Here is a 21,947-nt window from a genome sequence, read left to right as displayed (position 1 = left end):
ACCGGAACGTGCGTCATCGCGGAAGCGCACGTTCGCATGGGGGCAGCGGCGGGACAGCGGCGGGGGCAATTCATGGACGGGGAAGACGAACGCAGTTTCTTTGCTGAAGAGCAACTTGCGCCGACTGGAAAAGCCGGAACAAAGCCGCATTATCACGGGCACCGCGACCGGCTGCGACAGCGTTTCGCGGAGGCTGGCAGCGCGGCACTCCTCGACTATGAGATCCTGGAACTGTTCCTGTTCCGCTCGATACCGCGTGCCGACACGAAAGGCCCCGCGAAAGCCCTGCTGGAGCGCTTCGGCTCGCTTCCCGAGGTTTTCGGCGCACCCGAGCGCCTTCTGCAGGAAGTCGACGGCATCGGCGCGTCAGCCGCGCGTGACATCAAGATCGCGGCAGCCCTTGCCCAGAGAATGCTCAAGGCAGATCTCCGCAACCGCCAGCTTCTGACCTCATGGTCCCAGGTGATCGAATACTGCACCGCCGTCATGGCCCACGAAGACCGCGAGCAGTTCCGCGTCCTGTTTCTGGACAAGAAGAACCAGTTGATCGCCGATGAGGTCCAGCAGACCGGTACGGTCGATCATACGCCGGTCTATCCGCGCGAGCTCGTCCGCCGCGCTCTGGAGCTCGCCGCGACGGCAGTCATCCTCGTCCACAACCATCCCTCTGGCGACCCGACCCCCTCGCGCGCCGATATAGACATGACGAAGACCATCGTCGACACGGCAAAGCCGCTTGGCATCACGGTTCACGACCACATCATCATCGGCAAGAAGAGCCATGTAAGCTTCAAGGGGCTCCAGCTTATCTGAAAGCGTCTCAGAACCCGTGACCAAAACGGAAAAGGCCGCTCATGGAGCGGCCTTCATAAAGTTCTGGAGAAGTCGAGAAGCGATTACTCGCCCTCTTCTTTCTTCTTGGCAGCAGCCTTTTTCGGAGCGGCTTTCTTTTTCGGAGCAGCCTTCTCCTTCTTCGCCGGCTTTGCCTCAGCCTCGTCCTCGTCGTCCGCCATCAGCTCGTCGCGCGAAACTTTCTCGTCGGTGACGGAGATCTCACCGAGCAGATGGTCGATGACCTTCTCCTCGAACAGCGGCGCACGGATGTTGGCCATGGCCTGCGGGTTCTGACGGTAGAACTCGTAGATTTCCTGCTGCTGGTGCGGGGGGTAGCGGCGGATCGATTCGATGAGCGCGCGCTGCATCTCTTCGTCGCCGACCTTGACTTCCGCCTTCTCGCCGATCTCGGAGAGAACGAGCCCCAGACGCACGCGGCGCTCAGCAAGACGCTGATACTCTTCGCGAGCCTCTTCCTCGGTCGTCTCTTCGTCTTCGAAGGTGCGGCCGGCAGCCTCGAGATCGCGGGTCACCTGGTTCCAGATGTTCTCGAACTCGGCTTCCACGAGCTTGGACGGCGCTTCGAACTTGTAAGCCTCGTCCAGCGCGTCGAGAATCTGACGCTTCGCCTTCTGACGCGTCACCTGGCCGAACTGGTTCTCAAGCTGGCCGCGAACGATCTCGCGCAGCTTGTCAGCCGATTCAAGGCCGAGCTGCTTTGCGGTCTCGTCGTTGATCTCCAGCTCATTGGGCTTGGAGACCTCTTTGACCTTGATGTCGAACTCGGCTTCCTTGCCGGCCAGATGCGCTGCCGCATACTCTTTCGGGAAGGTCACCTTGATCGTCGTCTCATCGCCGGCCTTGAGACCGACAAGCCGCTCTTCGAAACCGGCGATGAACTGGTTCATACCAATCACGACCTCGGAATCCTCGGCAGCGCCCCCATCAAAGGGCTCGCCATCGATCTTGCCGAGATAGTCGAGCTTCACCTTGTCGCCTTCGGCGGCCTTGCCCTTCTTCACCTCATAGGTGCGGGCAGAATCGGCGACGCGCTTGACCTGCTCTTCGACTTCCTCGTCCGTGACGTCATAAACCTGACGCGTGATCTTGATATCGGAGAAGCTCTTGAGTTCGATCGGCGGGATGACTTCGTAAGACATCGAGAATTCGAAGTCCGCATCGCCGGCCAAAACCTTTTCGGCTTCCTTTTCGTCCTCGGTCATGGAGATTTCCGGCTGAATGGCCGGCTTCTCGCCGCGGTCGGTCAGGATGCTCTGCGTGTCCGCAAGGATCTCGTTCACGACCTCAGCCATGAAGGATTTGCCATAGACGCGGCGCAGGTGCTGTGCGGGCACTTTGCCGGGGCGGAAACCCTTGAGGTTTACCTTGCCCTTCGCATCATCGAGACGCTGGGTGAGGCGCGCCTCCATGTCCTTTGCAGGAACGACGACCTTAAGTTCGCGCTTGAGCCCTGAGTTGAGAGTTTCGGTTACCTGCATCCATCATACCTTTGTATTCGCTTTTGTCGCCGCGTTCACGGCGCCCACCGCTCTTCCTGTCGGGGAATCTTACCGGGAATGGCCCTTCTGGTGCGGGTGGAGGGACTTGAACCCCCACGGCTTGCGCCACAGGAACCTAAATCCTGCGTGTCTACCAATTCCACCACACCCGCTTCGAAAGACCCAAGGAACACCCTAAGCTTCCGAAAGCGCGGGTTCTATATCACCTGCACCTAGTCTATCAAAGCAAAATTGGCAAGATTCAGGGCTTTTTTGATCCTTTTGCCGACCCGGTAACACCCGGCGCTCCCGCTTCGTTTCCCGCATTTTTTATAAATCGATTATAATCCCGACGACTCCCCGCCACAACGCAGCCGCAAAAAGGCCATGCTGCATTGCACAAATCGCATTGCTGTCATGCAACATTGGCACTTCAAAGCCGGGCGGGATGGGACTATCTCAGGCTCAACAAACGAACACGGAATTCAAACGAAGCGAGCACTGAGATGAACATCATCCGCAATTACCGCAACTGGCGCCGTTACCGTCAGACCGTCACCGAACTGAGCCGTCTGTCCAACCGTGAGCTGAACGATCTGGGCATTTCCCGCGGCGACATCCCGTTCGTGGCACGCAAGTCCCTCTAAGGGCAAAAGAGTTTAACAGTTTCGCCAGGGTCACCTCCTCCCGATCCTGACGAATATGACCGGCAACCTCCTCCTCCCAATTGTCGGTCACCCCAAAACAACACCCGCCGAACCTCCTCCCTCGGCGGGTGTTGGAACGGGCGGCAGCGCTTGAAACAGCGCGCCACACAGAGTTTTAGAGCTTCCTTCGGAGTTATCCTCCTCCCAATTCCGAAGGAAACGACCGGCAACCTCCTCCTCCCAATTGCCGGTCATCCCAAAACGACACCCGCCGAACCTCCTCCCTCGGCGGGTGTTGTTTCCGGGCAGAAGCCTACCTATATGGGCGCTGTCAGGAATTGAGTTTCATAGATTTCGTCCGGGTTACCTCCTCCCAACCCTGGCGAATAGACCGGCAACCTCCTCCTCCCAAATTGCCGGTCATCCCATAGCGACACCCGCCGAACCTCCTCCCTCGGCGGGTGTCGTTTTTTTTTTTGGGAATCGTTCAGCGTTCGCCGCGCACGCCGCGCTTTTTCCATTCGGACAGTTTCATGATGTCGGGCGCCCCGCCGGCCGGCTCAAACCAGCTGTCCACCGCCCAGTCCTCTCCGCTCTTCGTGCGCAGCACGGCCGTCGCATGCGGATAGCGCACATCCACGAAAAAGCCGCGCGCTGAGTTCCGCTGCACAGTGTGATGGCGCAGCAGACCGTGGCGCTCGAGATAACGCAGCAGAGCGCGCGTGTTGCGCGACTCGTCGATGCAGTCCATCTGGCCATAGACATGCGCTCCGCCGGGTGCCGACTTCGCGTCGTCCCGCACACCGATGGCCTGTGTCGCCAGCTTCTCGAAATAGCGCACGGCCTTTCCGACAGCCGCACGCTCGGCCTTCGCCGAAGCCCTGCCCGAGGCCATGATACGTGTCAGACGCTGCCTGGCGGCTGATCCGATCGTCACACTTTTCTTATAGAAGCAGCCATATCCGCTGCAAACGTCAAGGCGTTCCGCCCGTGCCGCGCCTACCCAGACGAGCGCCAGCGCCGCGCAGACCATTCCTGTACGTAAAATCGCAAGCCCCATTGAGACAGTCTACGCTGCGGCACGCATTCGGAAAAGCACCGCCGGCCACGCTCTGCATTATTGGTTAGCGCGCATCCTCTGCCGTTGCATTCCCCGGTACGGCGGCTTATCTCCACTTCATGAAACCGATACACATCATTGGCGGCGGTCTCGCCGGCTCCGAAGCCGCCTGGCAGGTTGCTCAGGCGGGAATTCCCGTCATTCTGCATGAGATGCGGCCGGTGCGTGGGACAGACGCCCACAAGACCGACGGTCTTGCCGAACTGGTCTGCTCCAACTCCTTCCGTTCCGACGACGCAGAGACCAACGCGGTCGGTCTGCTTCACGCGGAGATGCGTCTGGCGGATTCGCTCATCATGCGCTGCGGCGACGCCAATCAGGTGCCGGCCGGTGGCGCGCTCGCCGTCGACCGCGATGGCTTTTCAGAAGCGGTCACGTCTGCGCTCGAGGCTCATCCGCTCATCACCATTGAGCGCGGAGAAATCACCGGGCTGCCGCCGGAAGACTGGGATCAGGCGATCATTGCCACCGGCCCCCTGACCGCGCCGGCACTGGCAGAAGCCATTTCACAGGCAACCGGCGCAGAATCGCTTGCTTTCTTCGATGCCATTGCCCCTATCGTCCATTTCGATTCCATCAATCTCGACGTAGCATGGTTCCAGTCGCGCTATGACAAGGTCGGTCCCGGCGGCACGGGCAAGGACTATATCAACTGTCCAATGGACAAGGCGCAGTACGAAGCTTTCATCCAGGCCCTGCTCGATGGTGGCAAGACCGAGTTCAAGGAATGGGAGGGCACGCCCTATTTCGACGGCTGCCTACCGATCGAGGTGATGGCCGAGCGCGGCCCCGAGACGCTTCGGCACGGCCCCATGAAGCCCATGGGGCTCACCAATGCGCACAGGCCAGACGAAAAGCCCTATGCCGTGGTGCAGCTGCGTCAGGACAATGCACTCGGTACGCTCTACAATATGGTTGGCTTCCAGACGAAGCTGAAATACGGCGAACAGACGCACATTTTCCGCATGATTCCCGGTCTGGAGAATGCCGAGTTCGCGCGCCTCGGCGGATTGCACCGCAACACCTATCTGAACTCTCCGACCCTTCTGGACGGAACATTGCAGTTGAAGAGCCGCCCGGGGCTGCGCTTCGCCGGTCAGATCACCGGCTGCGAAGGCTATGTGGAAAGTGCCTCTATGGGTTTGATCGCCGGTCGCTTCGCGGCAGCCGAGCGTTTGGGGCGTCCCATTCCCACGCCACCAGCGACCACCGCCTTCGGCGCCCTGCTCAATCACATCACCGGTGGACACATTCTTTCGGATGACGAGCCCGGCAAGCGTTCATTCCAGCCGATGAACGTCAATTTCGGCCTTTTCCCGCCCGTCGAGGTCCCGAAGCCCGAAGGCAAACGGCTTCGCGGCAAGGAAAAATCCATCGCCAAGAAAAAGGCGCTGACAGCGCGCGCGCTTGTCGACTTCAAGGCATGGCTTGACGGTCTTTCCGCCGTCGCGGCAGCCGAATAAACCTGCCAAAAGCCTTTGAACGAGCAAGATCAAAGGGGGCCGGTGCAGCCCCCTTTTTCGTTTACCACCACGAATCCGTAACCCCGGAGATCGAAAGTCACACCGCGGCCGCGCCCGCTCTTTCAGGATCAGGGCCAGTCGGCGCTACGCAGAAGCACGGTTCCCGTGAAATTCTCCAAAACCGTTTCCGGATCCGATCTTGCATAGAGATAGCCGGGGATCAGCAAAATCGTCCGGCCGTGCGCCTCAAGGCGCAGCACCGCAGGTTGATCCCCCTGCGAGGAAAGCTCGATGATTTTTGCGGTATCTATGGGAAACAGCGTGGGTGTGCCCTCCGCCGGCTCCAGTGATACCGCGTTCTTTTTCAGAAGCAGCCTGAGAACGGTCCCGTCAGGCAATGTGACACCACCCGTTGGGTCGTTCTCCCGGTAAAACTGCGCGTTCTGGATTGCTGTGTCAAACCCATCAAGGGCAAACGCGAAAGTTCCCGGGTTGTTATAGGAGAACCCCTGACGCCCGCGCTGTACGGGATTGTCGGGGTCGAGGCCCCAGGCGCGCGCCACCTGCCGATAGAGGCTCTCGTCGTCCTCCTGGACAAAGCCGTCCGGAGCCACGTCGAGCGCAGCATTTTCTCCATTCAGATAACGCAGGACGGCAAGCGCCTCTGCCTTCGTATGCACGTCCTCTGGTTCGCCCCGGACGATCTCCAGAAATCGCTCGCGCTGCGACGACAGCGACCAGTCGAGAGCGCCCTGCGGGCCAAAGCTGCCGACAAGGAGCGCCAGAACCGGAATGCCGGCGATCATGCGTATATCGCCACGCACCCGTGGCACGAGCTGCAGAACGACCAGAACAAGCATCACCAGGCCGAACAGCCCCAGGAAGTACCGCTGCACTGTCCAGCCGAATGCGTCCACGCGCAGCGACAGCGCATAAAACAGCAGGAAAAGCGGCACCAGCAAAAAGAGCGGCCAGAAGCGCACAAAGAAACGCGTCGGCGCGCGAGCAGTGTCGAGAAACGGTTTGGTCAGAAGCAGAACGGCGACGATGCAGGAGCCATAGGTCAGCACCAGCCAGCCGATCTGCCCCTGCGGCACCTCCCCCGTCACGATGATCTTCGCCACATAGAGATGCAGGATCACCGCGTAGATGATGAGGAGCGGAACCGCTGCGAAGTCACCCAGCGCCCGCATGCCCCGCTGCATCATGTCATGCTCATGCCCGCCCGGCTCTTCGTCAAACACGCGCGGGGTCTGACCAAGGCCGAACAGGGGTGCAACGAAGAGTCCTATGGAGGCCCAGATATGTTGGTAGAGATCGCTCGGGATGTCGATGCCGAAGAGATGGGTGAGGCTTGCCAGAATGGCGGAAATGCCACCGCCAAACAGCACGAAGGCCAGAAGGCCGAGTGCGGCGGCAAAGGCAAGCCGCGCCGTGAACATCCAGAACGCATTTCCCGATCCCCTCCCCGCAAATGGCGCGATCGGCACCAGCGCCATCAGCGAAGCAAGAAACGCCCATTCCACCGTGCGGTCCGCCATAGTCGGCCACATCACGGTGAAGGCGGCCACGCCAGCGAGCAACGCCAGCAGGGACGCGATCAAAGCGGACAAACGCCATGCCTGCGCGAGAAGTGTTGCGGCGAATGAGGCAAACACCGCTGCGAGCAATGCCAGAAGCAGGTCTTCGTCTCGCACCGAATCCGGAATCCAGACCGGAGCGAGATCGATATCGGCGACCATCGCGTTGGCCTGTAGCGCCATCAGAAAGAGGAAGATCACCGTGACGGGAAAGCGCGACAACGCATCTCCCATGGCGGCAATCGCCTCCCGCGATGAGGCGAGCCAGCCGGTGCTCGCATGAGCGTCGTTCAGTTGTTCTACCAAAAACTTTCCCCCGGAACGAACCTTTGCACAATCAGGATCATGAAAGCGCGGTACAATTTAGGCAGCGCTTCCGAAGGCTTATCCCCAACCCTTTGTGGCATGCCTGAACATCAGCCAGTGCCGCCGCCATTGCGCCAGCGTCACGATTTCATTCAGGGCTGCTTCCCCCTTGGCTTCGAGACGATCGAGATACGTCTTCGAAAGGCCCGCCGGCAGGAAGGCAGGGCGCAGCGTAGCAGGCAGATCTCTCGCCCCCTCCTCGAACCTGGCAACGTGGTGCCTGCCCAGTGCGATCATGGCGGCAAGCGCGCGCGCCGAGCCCGCCCTGTCCTGTCCATTCAACAGGTTTTCGCGCGTGGTCCCGGCAGCATCAAGAAGGTCGCCCGGGATGTAGCACTGCCCGCGCCTGCGGTGGATCGGCAGCATGCGCAGAAGCCCGGCAATGGCCTGCGCACAGCCGGCATGCCCCGAGACTTCGGAAAACCGCATCGCGGCAGACGTATCGAGCACCAGCCCGGCAAGCTGGATCAACGCAGACGCCGTCTCGCCGCAATATCCTTCCAGATCGTTCCGGCTCGGCATGGGGTCGTCATAAAGATCGAAGCTGCGCGCTTCCAGAAGGTCGAGCAGTGGCTGAACGGGAAGCTGGTGGCTGCGGATCGCATTGAGCAGCGCGACCGCAAGCGGTGAGCTTTCCGGCGCAGCGTCCGCCGTCAGCACATCGCGCCAGAACTGCAGCCGCACCTCCCCCGGCAGGGGCTCGCTCACGCGGTCACGGATTCCAGCCACCTCGGCATTGAACGCGTAGAGCGCGAAAAGCGCCGCGCGTTTGTCTTCTGGAGCATAAAGAACGGAGAGGTAGCGGTCCGGATCGGCCTCCCGCACCAAGGAAACGACGAATGGCTCCACCTCTGCCATCTCAGTCGACGGCGATCAGCGCCGCAGCCACGGTACGATCCTCTGCGAGAAGCACGTTGTAGGTCCGCACCGCCGCGCCCGTGGCCATGGTCTCCACCGCCACGCCGGCCTCGCGGAAGCTCCTGCGCATCTGCGGGGGCATCGGGATCAGCGTATCGCCTGTCCCCACGAGAAGGATGTCGAATTCAGCGGCTTCGTCCAGCAGGCGGGCAAGATCGGCCTCCCCCACATCACCGAAGCTGCTCACATCCCATCCATGTATCCCCGAGGGCAGACACAGGATCGAGCCGCGATGCGACATGTCGGCAAAGCGAAACCCGCCATTGCCGTAGGCATCGATCGGCGCGCGGCCCGGAAAATGGGCCGTGCGGATTTCGATACCGCCCGCCATCACTTGGCCGGCAACTGTCCGGTCGTCTCCGAACCGGTTGCGTCATCGCCGCCCTGCTCCGCACCGAGTGCTCCGGTTGAGCGCATGCGGAACAGGATCAGCAACGGACCGGCGATGAAGATCGACGAATAGGTGCCGATCACCACGCCGAAGATCATGGCCGCCGTAAAGGAGCGAATGACCTCGCCACCGAAGACGAAGAGAGCCGCAAGCGCCAGAAGCGTTGTCACGGAAGTCATGATGGTGCGTGACAGGGTCTGGTTCATCGACAGGTTCAGAAGCTCCGGCAGCGGCATCTTCTTGAACCGTCTGAGGTTCTCGCGCACGCGGTCATAGACGACCACCGTATCGTTCAGTGAGTAGCCGACAATTGTCAGGATCGCCGCGATACTCGAAAGATTGAACTCTATTCCGGTAATCACGAAGAACCCGACGGTCATGATCACATCGTGCAGCGTTGCCAGGATCGCACCCACGGCGAACTGCCACTCGAACCGCAGCCAGATATAGATCAGGATCGCCATCAGCGAGACAAGCACGGCAATCGTGCCGGCCCGCGCCAGTTCGCCTGACACCGTTGGTCCCACCACTTCAACGCGGCGGAACTCATAGGCATCCTCCAGTTCCCCCCGCACCTTGGCGATCACGGACTGCTCGGCATTCTCGCCACCGTCCTGCGCCTGAACGCGGATCAGCACTTCGCGCGGATCGCCAAACTCCTGAACCTGAACTTCGCCAAGGTTCAGATCGGACAGACGCGCCCGGATATCGCCGATGTCCGCTGGTCCCTCGCGGGACTGGACCTCGATCGACGAACCACCCTTGAAGTCGATGCCGTAGTTCATGTTGATGGTCATGAAGAGCGCGACGGCCGCAATCGAAGCGATGGCCGAAAGCGTAAAGGTCACGCGGCGCAGCTTCATGAAGCCGATGCTGGTGCCATCGGGCACGAAACGCAGTGGTGTGCGCGGCAGCTCCTTGGGGCGGCGGCGACGCACCCAGTCGGCCACGATCCAGCGCGTCAGCGTGTAGGCGGTGAACACCGTCGTGGCAATACCGATGGCGAGTGTGACCGCGAATCCGCGAATCGGGCCCGATCCAAGATAAAACAGGATGATCGCCGCAATCAGCGTCGTCACATTGGCGTCGACAATGGTGGCCAGCGCCTTGGAGAAACCCGTATCGACCGCCTGGATCAGCGAACGTCCCCCGGCCCGTTCCTCGCGTATGCGCTCGAAAATGAGCACGCTGGAATCCACCGCCATACCGATCGTCAGCACGATACCGGCAATACCCGGAAGCGTCAGCGTTGCTCCCAGCGCAGACAGTATGGCGACGATCATCGTTACGTTGGCCGCAAGCGCCACCACGGCAAACACGCCAAGCAGGCCATAGGCTGCGATCATGAACAGCACCACGAGCGCGGCGCCGATCATTGCAGCGATCTTGCCGGCATCGATGGAATCCTGGCCAAGGCCTGGCCCGACGGTGCGCTCTTCGATGATGGTCAGGGTCGCCGGAAGTGCACCGGCACGCAGAAGAACGGCCAGATCATTGGCCGACTGCACGTCAAAACTTCCTGAAATCTGCCCGGTACCGCCCAGGATGGGTTCGCGGATCTGCGGTGCGGAGATAACCTGGTCATCGAGAATGATGGCGAAAAGGCGCCCGACATTCTCCTGCGTCGCCTGGCCGAACCTTGTCGCACCCTTGGTGTCGAAGCGGAAGCTGACCACCGGTTCATTGGTGCGCTGATCGAATGTCGCCTGCGCGTCCACGAGGTTTTCACCCGAAACGATCACCCGGTCCTCGATCAGGTAGGGAACGGGCGGGTCGTCCACGGAATACTTGATTGTCGTGCCGATGGGCGGGCGGCCATTGATCGCTTCCTGCACTGGCATCGACTGGTCCACCATCTGGAAAGTCAGCTTGGCAGTCTGGCCGAGAATGTCCTTCAGGCGCTGCGGATCCTGCAGGCCCGGCACCTGTACGAGAATGCGGTCATCGCCCTGCCGCTGAATGATCGGCTCGGTCGTGCCCAGTTCATTGACGCGGCGGCTCACCACCTCGATCGACTGCGACAGCGCAGACGAGATTCGGTAGTTGATGCCCTCTTCCGTCAGCGAATAGCGCAGCAAGCCCGGTTCCGGCTCCGTCAGTTGAAGCTCGGTCACCGTGCCGCCGCTGAAGAGGCCCGAATTGACCGGCTGCGTCAGCTCGCGCAGCGCCTCCTTGGCTTCTTCAACCTGACCCGCATCGCGGATACGCACCTGCACGCTCTGGCCCGAGCCCGTCAGGCCCGTATAGCCGATCCGTTTCTCGCGCAGCAGGCGGCGAATGTCGTCACGCGTGGTGACGATGCGCTCTTCGATCAGTTCCTGCTTTTCGATCTGCAGAAGAATGTGCGAACCGCCCTGAAGGTCGAGACCCAGGGTCATCGGCCGCGAAGGCGCCCAGCTCGGCATCGAGGACAAATAGGATGGCGGAATGATATTCGGCGCCGCATAGGCGACGCCAAGCGCCACAGCCAGCCATATGAGGATCGTTTGCCAGCGCGAGAAATGTAGCATGGGGCCTCGTCGGTTCAGTTTGGAAGGGCCGTTTGCCGGCCCTTCCCGGCAATCACGTCATATTGCGGTTATTTCTTGGCGGCCTGGCTGTTGTCTGCCACCGGTTCGCCCTTCACCCGCACTTCGGCGAGCATTGCGCGCATGGCCGTCACCTTGTTTCCGCCGCCAAGGTCGATTTCGAGTTCGGCGTCGTTGATGACCTTCGTCACCTTGCCGACCAGGCCACCGCCCGTCACCACCGTGTCACCGCGACGCACTGCGGCGAGCATTTCGGAGCGCTTCTTCATCTGCTGGCGCTGTGGGCGGATTATAAGGAAATACATGATCACGAAGATCAGGACGAAGGGCAGGATGCTGACAAGGATGTCGGGCGTTCCGCCTGCGCCAGCCTGTGCGTATGCCGGGGTGATGAACATCGAAAACTCCTGATATGTGCCGTAGAGCCGGCTGGTCATAAATGTGGCCGGAATATAGACTTTCGCCTCTCCATTGCAACTGTTCCCGGTCTCTGCGCACGCACTTCTGAACGCATGTGCCCCCCAGACCCCCGCTCGGTACCGCAGCCCCTCCTTCCCGGCTTGCAAATTGCCCGGCTCTATGAAAGAACCGTACCGTACGGTACGCTAATCGCAGTCGTATGTGCCATCGTGAGGAAACCATGTCCGACAAAACCATTGAAGCGTTGTCTGAAAAACTGGACCGGCTGGTTGAAGCCGTTGCGCGGCTCGGGCCCGCCCCGACGGTTCCTCCCCGCTTCGACAGAGCCGACTGTTTTGTCTGGCAGGCCGATCGCAGGGCGCTTGAACCCGTTGAAAACGTCAATCGGGTGGACATCGGCCTCATCCGCGGCGTTGACCGCGTGCGCGACATTCTCTCCGACAACACCGACCGTTTTGCCAGGGACCTGCCAGCCAACAATGTGCTTTTGTGGGGCGCGCGCGGCATGGGCAAGTCGTCACTGGTGAAAGCGGTGCACGCCGAGGTCAACCGCACCGCGGCAAGCGGGCAGGCGCCGCTGAAGCTGGTCGAGATTCACCGGGAGGATATCGAGACCCTCCCCCAGCTCATGGCACTGTTGAAAGCCGCCCCCTTCCGCTTCATCCTGTTCTGCGACGATCTGTCCTTCGATCAGAACGACACGTCCTACAAGTCTCTCAAGGCGGCGCTGGAGGGCGGGGTCGAAGGCCGGCCAGCCAACGTCATTCTCTACGCCACCTCCAACCGGCGCCACCTCCTCCCCCGCGACATGATCGAGAATGAACGCTCCACGGCCATCAACCCATCGGAAGCCGTCGAGGAAAAGGTCTCTCTGTCGGATCGTTTCGGGCTCTGGCTCGGTTTCCACAAATGTTCCCAGGACGACTATCTGGCGATGATCGACGGCTATGTCGCCCATTTCGGCCTCGAGATCGCCCCGGAAACCCTGCGCGCCGAAGCGCTCGAATGGGCAACCACGCGCGGCAGCCGTTCAGGCCGTGTCGCCTGGCAGTTCATTCAGGACCTCGCCGGACGTCTCGGCAAACGGCTGGATACATAAATAAAAGACCCGCCCTCACGGGCGGGTCAAAAATAAAAGACCCGCCCTCACGGGCGGGTCAAAGAGGCGGCCTGACCGGAGGTCTGGCAGGCCGCAGCTTTTTCTCGTTATTCAGGGAACGCTTATTCCAGATAGCCGCTCGGGTTGACGGGCGTCGCGTCCTTGCGCACCTCGAAATGCAGTTTCGGGCGGTCGGCACTGCCGCTCATGCCCGAAAGCGCGATTTCCTGTCCACGCCGCACCTTCTCGCCCCGTTTGACCCGAAGCGCACTGGCATGCCCGTAGACCGTGACCATGCCGTTGTCATGGCGCACGAGCACCGTGTTGCCAAACTCCTTGAGACCATCGCCGGCATAAATCACCACGCCGTTCTCAGCTGCCTTCACCGGCGTACCCGCCGGAACCGCGATGTCGATGCCGTCATTGCGGGCCGAGCCGGATGTGTTGCCGAAATCGGAAACGATCCGCCCGCGCACCGGCCAGCGCAGCTTGCCGATTCCGGTCGAATCCGGCGCGACATCCCTGCTCTGCGTCGCAACCGCCGCGACCTGGGTCTGCGTGGAGGACGTTGCCTGTGGGGCCGACGTCTTCACGACCTGCGCGGGTTCACGTGTCGTCGCGCTCGTCGTTGTCCGGTCAACGCCGCTGGAGGCATTCGCCACCCGGGTGGGCTGGCTGACATTGCCCGAAGGAATGGCCAGCGTCTGGCCGACCCGCAGATATCCATCCGAGAGGCCGTTCGCTGCCTTGATGTTGGCGACACTCGCTCCCGTCTTGCGGGCGATGCCGTAAAGCGTGTCGCCTGAAACAACCGTGTAGGAACCGCCCGCGCCGGTGCCGGCCTGCGAAGGCACCTGGCTTGCACTATTGGTGCCTGCAGTCGCGTTGCTGGTCTCCGCACCCTGCGGGCGCGGTTTGGGCCGCGGCGTTTCGCGCAGAACAGCGAGGCGCTCCTGCGGTTCACGCTGCGGTTCCGGTTCGTTCGGGATCGGCTGACGCACAGCCTGCTGCTGCGCACGCGCGTCATTGTCCGGTGCCGAAACCGGGGCGCGCCGCGAATAGACATAGGTCGGGATGACGATCTTCCGCCCGGCCTTCAGCTCGGAGGCGCTTGAAAGATTGTTGGCGCTGAGGATCGCCGCGACCGGAATCCCGAAGCGCCGCGACAGATTGTAGGCCGTCTCGCCCTCACGCACGGTGATTGTGGTGCCGCCCACATTGCTCCAGCCGCTATCGCCGCTGTTGCCACTGCGCACAGGCGCCTGGGCCTGAGCCGGCTGGCGGGTCACGGAACCGGTCGGCGTCCGGTCAAGCTGCGGCGCAGGAGCGGCTGCAACGACCGGCGCCGGCTGCGACGGCGCGGCGATGGGCTGGCGCTGCACACTGCTACGGGCGACACCGGAGGTGGTCAGATCGACGGGTCGTGTTGCAGCGCGTGCAGCGGTATTCGTGGGGGCGGGCAGCGGCTGCCGCATCGCCCCTCCAACGGAAGCCGACGGCCGCGGGCCACCGCCCTGCCTGCTGATCGAGCCGGTGTAGGTATTGTCGAGACCCGCGCCGACATCGCCCGGATAGGGCTGGCTTGCAGGTGCCATGGCGACGCTGCGGTTCGTCGACCGTGCGTCGGCAAAATCGCTGGACTTGAAGCGCGATAGATCGGAACTGCATCCTGCCGCCACGCCGCCTATCAAGATGACGGCTGCTCCGCGCAGAAGCGCGCGATCGAAATTCCGTGCAATACAACGCATTTGACTACCCGCGTACCCAATACCTGAACACGGGCAATTAAATCGCGTTAATGTTACTCAGCGGTTAAGCCGCGCGCGGAAATTGCAGGTAAGCGCAACGAGCCACACAGTCAGATCGCTTCCGCAGCTCCCTTGACCAGCGGTTGAAGACGCACATCTGCAAGGTCTGTGCGCTCGAAACGACTGCCAACCTTCTCCAGCTTCGCAATCGTCTGAATATCATTTCCAGGGCCGATCGGCGCGATCATGATACCGCCTGTCGAGAGCTGGTCGACAAAACGCCGCGGCAATTCGTCGAATGCGGCCCAGGAAACGATTCGGTCGAACGGCCCGTCGCCAGCAGCCCCGTCCATGCCGTCGGCATGGCGGGCAACCACATTGGTGATGCCCAGCTGTTCCCAGCGCATTTGCGCCTCCGCCACCAGCGTCCGGTAGCGGTCGAGAGTGAGCACCCTCCCCGCCAGTCGCCCCATCACGGCGGCGGTAAACCCGGAGCCCGTGCCGATTTCGAGAACCCGAAGCCCGGATGAAAGCGCCAGTGCATCGATCACCTGCGCCTGCAGGTCGCAGCCCTCCATGGCCTCGCCGCAGGCAATCGGCACCATGCGGTCCGACCAGGCGAGCGCGTGCCATTCCGAAGGCAGGAAGCTGCCGCGCGGCGTCGCCTCCATCGCAGCGAAAAGCTCCTTGCCGCCGACCCCGCTCGCGCGCATGCGCAGCATGAAGGCGGCAAAGCTCTCGCGCTCCTGCCCCGGCTCGTTCATGCCAGTGCCTTGGCCAGTTGGTCGCGCACCTCGTGCGCCGTCAGGTCAAGATGCAGCGGCGTGACCGAAACATAACCGTCGCGCACCGCCGCCTGATCGCTGCCCTGGCGGATGTCGGCCTGCTTGCGCCCGAAACGCAGCCAGTAATAGGGATAGTTTCGCCCGTCGCGGCGTTCTTCCACGTTGAGCCCGTGCACCATCTTGCCCTGTGCCGTTACCAGAGTGCCCTTGGCCTCTTCCGGCGCGCAATTGGGGAAGTTGATGTTGACCAGCACCCCCTCGGGCATGGGCCGCTCGATCAGCTTCTTCAGGATCGGCGGCGCAAGAGCCTCTGCCGTAGCGAAAGGAATATAGCGGCTCTCATCGGTGAAATCGTAGGCCTGGCTCAGTGCAAAGGACGGAATGCCAAGAAGCGTCCCCTCCATTGCGCCGGCCACCGTGCCGGAATAGGTCACGTCGTCGGCAATGTTGGTTCCATTGTTCACGCCCGAAAGGATCAGGTCCGGCGGCGTGTCCATCACGTGCCGCACGCCCATGATCACGCAATCGGTGGGCGTGCCGCGCAGCGCAAAATGCCGGTCATCGATCTTGCGCATTCTGAGCGGCTCGGACAATGACAGCGAATGGGCAAAGCCCGACTGGTCGGTCTCGGGTGCCACCACCCACACATCGTCGCTCAGCGTGAGGGCGATCCGCTCCAGCGTCGCCAGTCCTTCCGCGTGAATGCCATCGTCATTGGTCAACAGAATGCGCAAAGTCTCAGTCCTCTAATGCTTCGATTTTCTCCAGGCCGCCCATATAGGGTTTCAGCGCTGACGGTATCGTGACACTGCCGTCCTCGTTCTGGTAATTCTCCAGAACCGCGATCAGAGCCCGCCCGACCGCCGTTCCCGAGCCGTTGAGCGTGTGCACGAAGCGCGTCTGCTTCTCGCCCGCAACCCGGTAGCGCGCATTCATGCGCCGCCCCTGAAAATCGCCGCAGACCGAGCAGGACGAAATCTCACGATAGGCGTTCTGCCCCGGAAGCCACACTTCCAGATCGTAGGTCTTGCGTGCACCAAAACCCATGTCGCCGGTGCACAACACCATGGTGCGGAAGGGAAGGTCGAGCTTTTTGAGCACGGCCTCGGCACAGGCCGTCATGCGCTCATGCTCGTCAATCGCGCTTTCGGCATCGGTGATCGAGACAAGCTCGACCTTATAGAACTGGTGCTGGCGCAGCATGCCGCGCGTATCGCGTCCCGCAGACCCCGCTTCCGAACGGAAGCACGGCGTCAACGCGGTGAAGCGCAGCGGCAGCTTTTCGCCATCGAGAATTTCCTCGCGCACCAGATTGGTGAGCGAGACTTCCGCCGTCGGGATCAGCCAGTGATCATCGCCTGCACGGAACAGGTCCTCGCTGAACTTCGGCAACTGCCCGGTGCCAAACATCGCATCGTCGCGCACGAGAAGCGGCGGTTGCACTTCCGTATAGCCATGCTCCTGCGTGTGCAGGTCGAGCATGAACTGCCCAAGCGCACGCTCCAGACGGGCAAGCTGCCCGGAAAGCACCGTGAAGCGCGCGCCCGAAAGCTTCGCCGCGCGCTCGAAATCCATCTGGCCGAGCGCCTCGCCGATCTCGAAATGCTCCCTGGCCCAGTTGGCGCGCTTCGGCTCGCCATGTTTGCGCACTTCCACATTGTCGTTCTCGTCAGCGCCAACCGGCACATCGTCGAGCGGAACATTGGGAATGCGCGCCAGCGCGTCGTTCAGCTCCAGATCAATGTCACGAGCCTTTGTTTCGTTTAACTGCAGTTCGGCCTTCTCTAGGGAAACCCTCCGCTTCAGCTTCTCGGCAAGTTCCTTGTCGCCGGAGGCCATCGCCTTGCCAATGTCCTTGGAGGCGGCATTGCGGCGCTCCTGCGCTTCCTGCAGCTTTGTCAGGTGCTGGCGGCGCGCTTCGTCGAGCGCAAGAAGTTTTGCGCTTTCAGGGTCCGCGCCGCGCTTCTTCAGCGCTTCGTCCAGCGCCTGCGGGTTCTCGCGAATCCATTTGATGTCGAGCATGTCAGATTTCCAATCGCGGAGAGATTGCGGTGAACCGCCTCGAACGCGACAGGAAAGCCTGCAAATCTAGGCGGTCGGCTGGTCCGCTTCGTCGGTCTCGTCCTGCGCGGTCTTTTCCTTCTCGCGCTGGCGCTCGACCATACGGGCGGCCCAGATGGCAATTTCGTAGAGAAGGATGGTCGGAAGCGCAAGACCGATCTGGCTCACCGGATCGGGCGGCGTCAGGATCGCCGCCGCCACAAAGGCCGCCACGATCGCATATTTGCGCTTGTCGGCAAGCCCCGTCGAGGTGAGAAGCCCCACCCGCGCCATCAGCGTCGTCACCACCGGAAGCTGGAACACCAGCCCGAAGGAGAGGATCAGCGTCATGATGAGCCCGAGATATTCGGAAACCTTGGGCAGCAGCGAGATCTGCACAGTGTTGTCCGGCCCCACCTGCTGCATGGACAGGAAGAACCACATCACCATCGGCGTGAAGAAGAAATAGACAAGCGCCGCGCCAATCAAGAACAGAATAGGCGAAGCGATCAGGAACGGCATGAAGGCCCGGCGCTCATTGCGGTAGAGGCCCGGCGCCACAAATTTATAGACCTGCATGGCGATCACCGGAAAGGCGAGCACCAGACCGCCGAACATGGCAAGCTTGATCTGGGTGAAGAAAAATTCCTGCGGCGCGGTGTAGATAAGGTCCACCTTGTCCGCGTCGAGTCCCGCCCACTGGGTTGCCCACTGAAACGGGATAACCAGCAGATTGAAAATCTGCTTGGCAAAGAAGAAGCAGACGAGGAAGGCCACAAAAAAACCGGCAAGCGCCCACATCAGGCGCGAGCGGAGCTCGATCAGGTGGTCGATCAGCGGTGCGGAAGACTGATCGATGTCGTCGTCACGTTCGGCGTTCACGGCTTGGCTCCGCTGGTCTTCTTCGCCGGACCACGCTTCGCCGCACCCGCCGTTTTCGTCTTGCTGGCCGCTTTTGGCTTGGCCGTCGTCGCGGGCTTCGTTGCCGCTGTTTTGGTCGCCCTCGGCTTCGCTGCCGTTTTCCGCGCCGTGCGGGGCTTGGCCGTGGCCTTGGGCTTCGCCTCACCCGGCATGCGGGTTGCACCCGCCTTGGCCGGCTCCGTCGCATGCGGCTCCTTTGACGCCGGCGCGCCCGATTTCGCCGCCTGCGGCTTCATCGCCGCATCGAGCCCGGAGCGTATCTCCTGCCCCACCTTCTCGATCGGGTTGAGATGTTTCTTGATCTCGTTGCGCGGATCGAGCTTGCGTGCGTCATCCACGAGGGATTTGACGTCATCAAGCTCCGCCTCCTGCAGCGCTTCATCGAACTGCTTGCGAAAATCGCCGGCCATGGTGCGCAGTTTGGACGTCGTACGCCCAAAAGTGCGCAACATGCGCGGCAGGTCCTTCGGCCCGACCACGACGATCAGGACGATGGCGATCACCATGATTTCGGGCCAGCCAAGATCAAACATAGGTCACCGGAACGGATAGCGGGAAGTGGAATCGCCGCGCGAAACGCAGCGAATCAGCCGGACTTCTTCTTGCTCGGCTTGCTCGCGTCCTTCACCGGCTCATCGGCCTGATGTTCGACCGTCTTGGTCGTGTCCTCATCATCATCGGACATGCCCTTTTTGAAGCTCTTGATGCCCTTGGCCATGTCGCCCATCAGCTCGGGGATCTTGCCGCGTCCGAAGAGAAGCAGCACCACGACGAGCACGATAAGCCAGTGCCAGATTGAAAAGGAACCCATGATCAGTCTCTTTCACCAATTGCCATTGATTTGATTTATGCGCTTTCGCGCGATGTTTCAAACGATTGTCTCGCGAATACGAGAACATCGGTCGGAACCACGTTCAGCCAAATGTCCCGCACGCCCGGCTGCAACTGTCCGCACCGCACGCGCGCCCGCACATGCCGGTCAGCCCCCGGTATCGCAAGTTCGAGGAATTCCACCACGCCGAGGAAGCGGCGCGAAACGATGCGCGCCGGCACGGAACCGCGCTCTTGGTCCACCTGAAAACCGGAAAGACGCACGGCCACCGTCGCATCGGCCCCTTCCTCAAGCCCGCCCGCGGGAAAGCGCCCCAGAGGCGTTTCCACGCTGCCGGCGTGCACCTGCCCGTCAAACTCGTTGATCTCCGAAAAGAAGCCGGCAACGAAGAGATCGGCTGGCCGGTGGTATAGCTCTTCGGCGGTTCCCACCTGCACTAGCTCTCCTCCTTTGAGGAGGGCGATCCGGTCGCCCATGCGCATCGCTTCTTCGGCGTCATGCGTCACCACCACTGCGGTGGCCCGGCTTTGCCGCAGGATGGACAGCGTTTCCGCACGCACACTGTCCTTCAGGCGTGAGTCGAGGCCCGAGAATGGTTCATCCATCAGGAGTACGGCCGGGCGCGGCGCCAAAGCGCGTGCCAGCGCGACACGCTGCTGCTCACCGCCGGACAAAACATGCGGATAGGCATTGGCGTACCCCTCCAGCCCAACCCGCTCCAGCGCGATCGTCGCTTCCCTGCGTGCTTCCTCGCCTGAAAGCGCGGTCAGTCCAAAACGCACATTGTCGAGAATGGTCAGATGCGGAAATAGCGCAAAATCCTGAAACACCAGACCGATTGACCGCTTCTCCGGCGGCAGAAAAACATCAGGCCCGGCAATCTCCCGCTCATTTAAAAACACCTGGCCCGAGCGCTGCGCCTCGATGCCGGCGGCAATCCGGAGCAGCGTCGTCTTGCCGGAACCCGAAGGCCCAAGAAGGCAAAGCACCTCACCAGGCTCCGCGCAGAGAGACACGTCCCTGAGCGTCTGCGCTCCCGAAGCATAGGAATGGCTGATATTCTGGAAGGAAAGACGCGCCGCGAAGCTCACGCCGGCCGTTCCACGCGCCGAACTTTGCTTCTTAATGTCCATGCACCGGTATCCCTGGATGGATCGCAGGCGGCCCCTGTCCCGCAGGACTTCCGTCAATCATCCTCAGCGAGCGGTGTCAACAGACCAAGTTCTTCCAGGTCGATATCCGTCAGCGGATCTTCATCTTCTGTGAGTTCGTCCGGATCGGTCATTGGCTGCGGCACCGAGAAGTTGGCCGGCATTCTGGCGGAAAGCAGCCCGGCCCCCTTCAATTCGTCAATGCCCGGCAGATCGCGCAGCTCCGTCAGCCCAAAGTGATCCAGAAATTCCGTGCTGGTTCCATAGGTTACCGGGCGCCCCGGTGTGCGACGGCGGCCGCGCATCTTGACCCAGCCCGTCTCGAGCAGAATGTCGAGTGTACCCTTGGACGTTTCGACACCGCGAATCTCTTCAATCTCGGCGCGTGTTACGGGCTGGTGATAGGCAATCACCGCCAGCATCTCGAGCGCGGCACGCGACAATTTGCGCTGCTGGACAGCGTTCCGGTTCATGAGGAACGAGAGGTCGCTTGCTGTTCGAAAGGCCCAGCTGTTTTCGACGCGAACGAGGTTCACCCCGCGCTTTTCATACTCGCCCTGCAGTTCCTTCAGGGCTTCAGCAATGTCCGTTCCATCGGGCAAACGTTCCGCCAGCACCTTTTCAGGCACAGGCTCGGCACTGGCAAAAACAATCGCCTCCACCATGCGTTTGGCCTCGAGCAGGTGCGGTGAGCGCACCTCGCGTGCCTCGGTCTCCTGCTCGCCCTCACTGGCGGCAAACGGAACCACATTGCTGTTTTCAGTCATCGGCATTCTCAAACAGGCTGGCCGGGGCCTTCTTGCCCGTGCGCATATAGAGGGGCGCGAAAGGCTCCTGCTGCCGTATTTCAAGGGCCCCTTCCCGCACCAGTTCGAGAGAGGCGGCAAACGCGCTTGCAGTGGCGGTCGCCCGTTCCTCCGCACGCGTCATATAGCGGATCAGGAAATGATCCAGCGCCGTCCAGTCGCCGAAATCACCGATCATCCGCACCAGGATTTCGCGTGCCTGCTTGAGCGACCAGACGCCCCGCTTGGCAATGCGCACATTCGTCACGGCGCGCCGTTGACGCTGCGCCGCATAGGCGGTCAGCAGGTCGTAAAGAGACGCGGTAAAAGCGCTTTCCCTCTGCACAATCACCTGTTCGGGCATGCCGCGGGCAAACACATCCCGGCCCAGCCGGTTGCGGTTGACAAGCCGCGCCGCCGCATCGCGCATCGCCTCGAGCCGCTTCAGCCGGAACTGCAGGAGCGCTGCCATTTCCTCGCCGGTCGGCTCTTCATCCTCAGGCTTCTTGGGGATCAGCAGGCGCGACTTCAGATAGGCGAGCCAGGCCGCCATCACCAGATAGTCGGCCGCCAGTTCCAGTCGCATCTTGCGCACTTTTTCGATGAAGGCGATATATTGCTCGGCAAGGGCAAGAACGGAAATGCGCGCGAGGTCCACCTTCTGCGTGCGCGCCAGATGCAGAAGCAGGTCGAGCGGACCTTCAAAACCGTCGACGTCAACCGTCAGCGCAGGCTCGGAGACACCATGCTCCTTTGCCTGATCGTCCCACAGCTTGTCCATGGGTGCCGGTTTGACGGCCGATTTTTCAGCGTTCTGCGC

Annotated in this window: 21 protein-coding genes and 1 tRNA gene; 4 read left to right on the top strand and 18 right to left on the bottom strand. The window is 61.6% G+C overall.

Annotated elements, in window-relative coordinates; genetic code table 11:
- Nucleotides 1–36: 36 nt before the first annotated feature.
- Nucleotides 37–813, top strand: coding sequence for a RadC family protein (gene radC, locus KUG85_RS01535; RefSeq protein ID WP_407673633.1), 777 nt, complete (start codon nucleotides 37–39; stop codon nucleotides 811–813).
- Between the two features lie 83 nt (nucleotides 814–896).
- Here radC and tig read toward each other — a convergent pair whose 3' ends face one another.
- Together tig and KUG85_RS01525 are read right to left on the bottom strand one after the other, a co-directional pair.
- Complete coding sequence (gene tig, locus KUG85_RS01530) at nucleotides 897–2,333, bottom strand: trigger factor (protein ID WP_223003914.1); 1,437 nt, start codon at nucleotides 2,331–2,333, stop codon at nucleotides 897–899.
- 88 nt (nucleotides 2,334–2,421) lie between these two features.
- A tRNA-Leu gene (locus tag KUG85_RS01525) sits at nucleotides 2,422–2,506 on the bottom strand.
- Between the two features lie 333 nt (nucleotides 2,507–2,839).
- On the opposite strand from KUG85_RS01525, the gene KUG85_RS01520 reads away from it, so the two are divergent.
- Complete coding sequence (locus tag KUG85_RS01520; RefSeq protein WP_007008226.1) at nucleotides 2,840–2,980, top strand: DUF1127 domain-containing protein; 141 nt, start codon at nucleotides 2,840–2,842, stop codon at nucleotides 2,978–2,980.
- 487 nt (nucleotides 2,981–3,467) lie between these two features.
- Here the strand turns inward: KUG85_RS01520 and KUG85_RS01515 are convergent, their stop codons facing one another.
- A complete protein-coding gene (locus KUG85_RS01515) occupies nucleotides 3,468–3,917 on the bottom strand; it encodes a hypothetical protein (protein WP_255606214.1) in 450 nt (149 codons plus the stop codon).
- 242 nt (nucleotides 3,918–4,159) lie between these two features.
- On the opposite strand from KUG85_RS01515, the gene trmFO reads away from it, so the two are divergent.
- Nucleotides 4,160–5,563, top strand: coding sequence for a methylenetetrahydrofolate--tRNA-(uracil(54)-C(5))-methyltransferase (FADH(2)-oxidizing) TrmFO (trmFO, locus tag KUG85_RS01510; protein ID WP_223003913.1), 1,404 nt, complete (start codon nucleotides 4,160–4,162; stop codon nucleotides 5,561–5,563).
- A 128-nt stretch (nucleotides 5,564–5,691) separates the two neighbouring features.
- On the opposite strand, the gene KUG85_RS01505 is transcribed toward trmFO, so the two are convergent.
- From KUG85_RS01505 to yajC, 5 genes are all read right to left on the bottom strand, one after another.
- Complete coding sequence (locus KUG85_RS01505; RefSeq protein ID WP_223003912.1) at nucleotides 5,692–7,449, bottom strand: DUF4153 domain-containing protein; 1,758 nt, start codon at nucleotides 7,447–7,449, stop codon at nucleotides 5,692–5,694.
- A 78-nt stretch (nucleotides 7,450–7,527) separates the two neighbouring features.
- A complete protein-coding gene (locus KUG85_RS01500) occupies nucleotides 7,528–8,367 on the bottom strand; it encodes a phytoene/squalene synthase family protein (RefSeq protein WP_223003911.1) in 840 nt (279 codons plus the stop codon).
- Between the two features lies 1 nt (nucleotide 8,368).
- The gene (locus KUG85_RS01495) at nucleotides 8,369–8,758 is read right to left on the bottom strand and encodes an Mth938-like domain-containing protein (RefSeq protein WP_223003910.1); all 390 of its coding nucleotides are present in this window, start codon (nucleotides 8,756–8,758) and stop codon (nucleotides 8,369–8,371) included.
- Nucleotides 8,758–11,328, bottom strand: a complete 2,571-nt coding sequence (gene secDF / locus KUG85_RS01490) for a protein translocase subunit SecDF (protein WP_223003909.1) — start codon at nucleotides 11,326–11,328, stop codon at nucleotides 8,758–8,760. The genes KUG85_RS01495 and secDF overlap by 1 nt, the downstream gene beginning before the upstream one ends.
- A 68-nt stretch (nucleotides 11,329–11,396) precedes the next feature.
- Entirely contained in the window at nucleotides 11,397–11,744 is a 348-nt protein-coding gene (yajC, locus tag KUG85_RS01485; RefSeq protein ID WP_007008235.1) for a preprotein translocase subunit YajC, read from the bottom strand.
- Nucleotides 11,745–11,986: 242 nt separating this feature from the next.
- Here yajC and KUG85_RS01480 point away from each other — a divergent pair, with 242 nt between their 5' ends.
- A complete protein-coding gene (locus tag KUG85_RS01480) occupies nucleotides 11,987–12,865 on the top strand; it encodes an ATP-binding protein (protein ID WP_223003908.1) in 879 nt (292 codons plus the stop codon).
- 122 nt (nucleotides 12,866–12,987) lie between these two features.
- Here the strand turns inward: KUG85_RS01480 and KUG85_RS01475 are convergent, their stop codons facing one another.
- From KUG85_RS01475 to KUG85_RS01430, 10 genes are all read right to left on the bottom strand, one after another.
- Nucleotides 12,988–14,613 carry a peptidoglycan DD-metalloendopeptidase family protein gene (locus tag KUG85_RS01475; RefSeq protein WP_223003907.1) on the bottom strand — a complete coding sequence of 542 codons (1,626 nt, stop codon included), beginning with the start codon at nucleotides 14,611–14,613 and terminating at the stop codon, nucleotides 12,988–12,990.
- A gap of 110 nt (nucleotides 14,614–14,723) precedes the next feature.
- Nucleotides 14,724–15,377 carry a protein-L-isoaspartate(D-aspartate) O-methyltransferase gene (locus KUG85_RS01470; RefSeq protein WP_223003906.1) on the bottom strand — a complete coding sequence of 218 codons (654 nt, stop codon included), beginning with the start codon at nucleotides 15,375–15,377 and terminating at the stop codon, nucleotides 14,724–14,726.
- Nucleotides 15,374–16,132: a 5'/3'-nucleotidase SurE gene (surE, locus tag KUG85_RS01465; protein ID WP_223003905.1), complete on the bottom strand. Its 759-nt coding sequence runs from the start codon at nucleotides 16,130–16,132 to the stop codon at nucleotides 15,374–15,376. The genes KUG85_RS01470 and surE overlap by 4 nt, the downstream gene beginning before the upstream one ends.
- A 4-nt stretch (nucleotides 16,133–16,136) precedes the next feature.
- Nucleotides 16,137–17,420 (bottom strand): serine--tRNA ligase, encoded by a 1,284-nt coding sequence (serS, locus tag KUG85_RS01460; protein ID WP_223003904.1) that lies wholly within the window; start codon nucleotides 17,418–17,420, stop codon nucleotides 16,137–16,139.
- A gap of 66 nt (nucleotides 17,421–17,486) precedes the next feature.
- Nucleotides 17,487–18,320, bottom strand: a complete 834-nt coding sequence (gene tatC, locus KUG85_RS01455; protein WP_065815102.1) for a twin-arginine translocase subunit TatC — start codon at nucleotides 18,318–18,320, stop codon at nucleotides 17,487–17,489.
- Complete coding sequence (tatB, locus tag KUG85_RS01450; RefSeq protein WP_223003903.1) at nucleotides 18,317–18,892, bottom strand: Sec-independent protein translocase protein TatB; 576 nt, start codon at nucleotides 18,890–18,892, stop codon at nucleotides 18,317–18,319. Before tatB ends, tatC begins: the two co-directional genes overlap by 4 nt.
- Before the next feature lie 53 nt (nucleotides 18,893–18,945).
- Nucleotides 18,946–19,170: a twin-arginine translocase TatA/TatE family subunit gene (locus KUG85_RS01445; RefSeq protein WP_007008242.1), complete on the bottom strand. Its 225-nt coding sequence runs from the start codon at nucleotides 19,168–19,170 to the stop codon at nucleotides 18,946–18,948.
- 35 nt (nucleotides 19,171–19,205) lie between these two features.
- On the bottom strand, nucleotides 19,206–20,324 hold the full coding sequence (locus KUG85_RS01440) for an ABC transporter ATP-binding protein (protein WP_065815100.1): 1,119 nt from the start codon (nucleotides 20,322–20,324) through the stop codon (nucleotides 19,206–19,208).
- Nucleotides 20,325–20,377: 53 nt separating this feature from the next.
- Complete coding sequence (gene scpB / locus KUG85_RS01435) at nucleotides 20,378–21,109, bottom strand: SMC-Scp complex subunit ScpB (RefSeq protein ID WP_088941490.1); 732 nt, start codon at nucleotides 21,107–21,109, stop codon at nucleotides 20,378–20,380.
- Nucleotides 21,102–21,908, bottom strand: coding sequence for a segregation and condensation protein A (locus KUG85_RS01430; RefSeq protein WP_223004467.1), 807 nt, complete (start codon nucleotides 21,906–21,908; stop codon nucleotides 21,102–21,104). Before KUG85_RS01430 ends, scpB begins: the two co-directional genes overlap by 8 nt.
- Between the last annotated feature and the right edge of the window lie 39 nt (nucleotides 21,909–21,947).

Source organism: Nitratireductor rhodophyticola (assembly GCF_019891355.1).
Lineage (GTDB): Bacteria > Pseudomonadota > Alphaproteobacteria > Rhizobiales > Rhizobiaceae > Nitratireductor > Nitratireductor rhodophyticola.
Note: the sequence above shows the minus strand (reverse complement) of the source record. Positions and strands in the feature narration are given on the sequence as shown.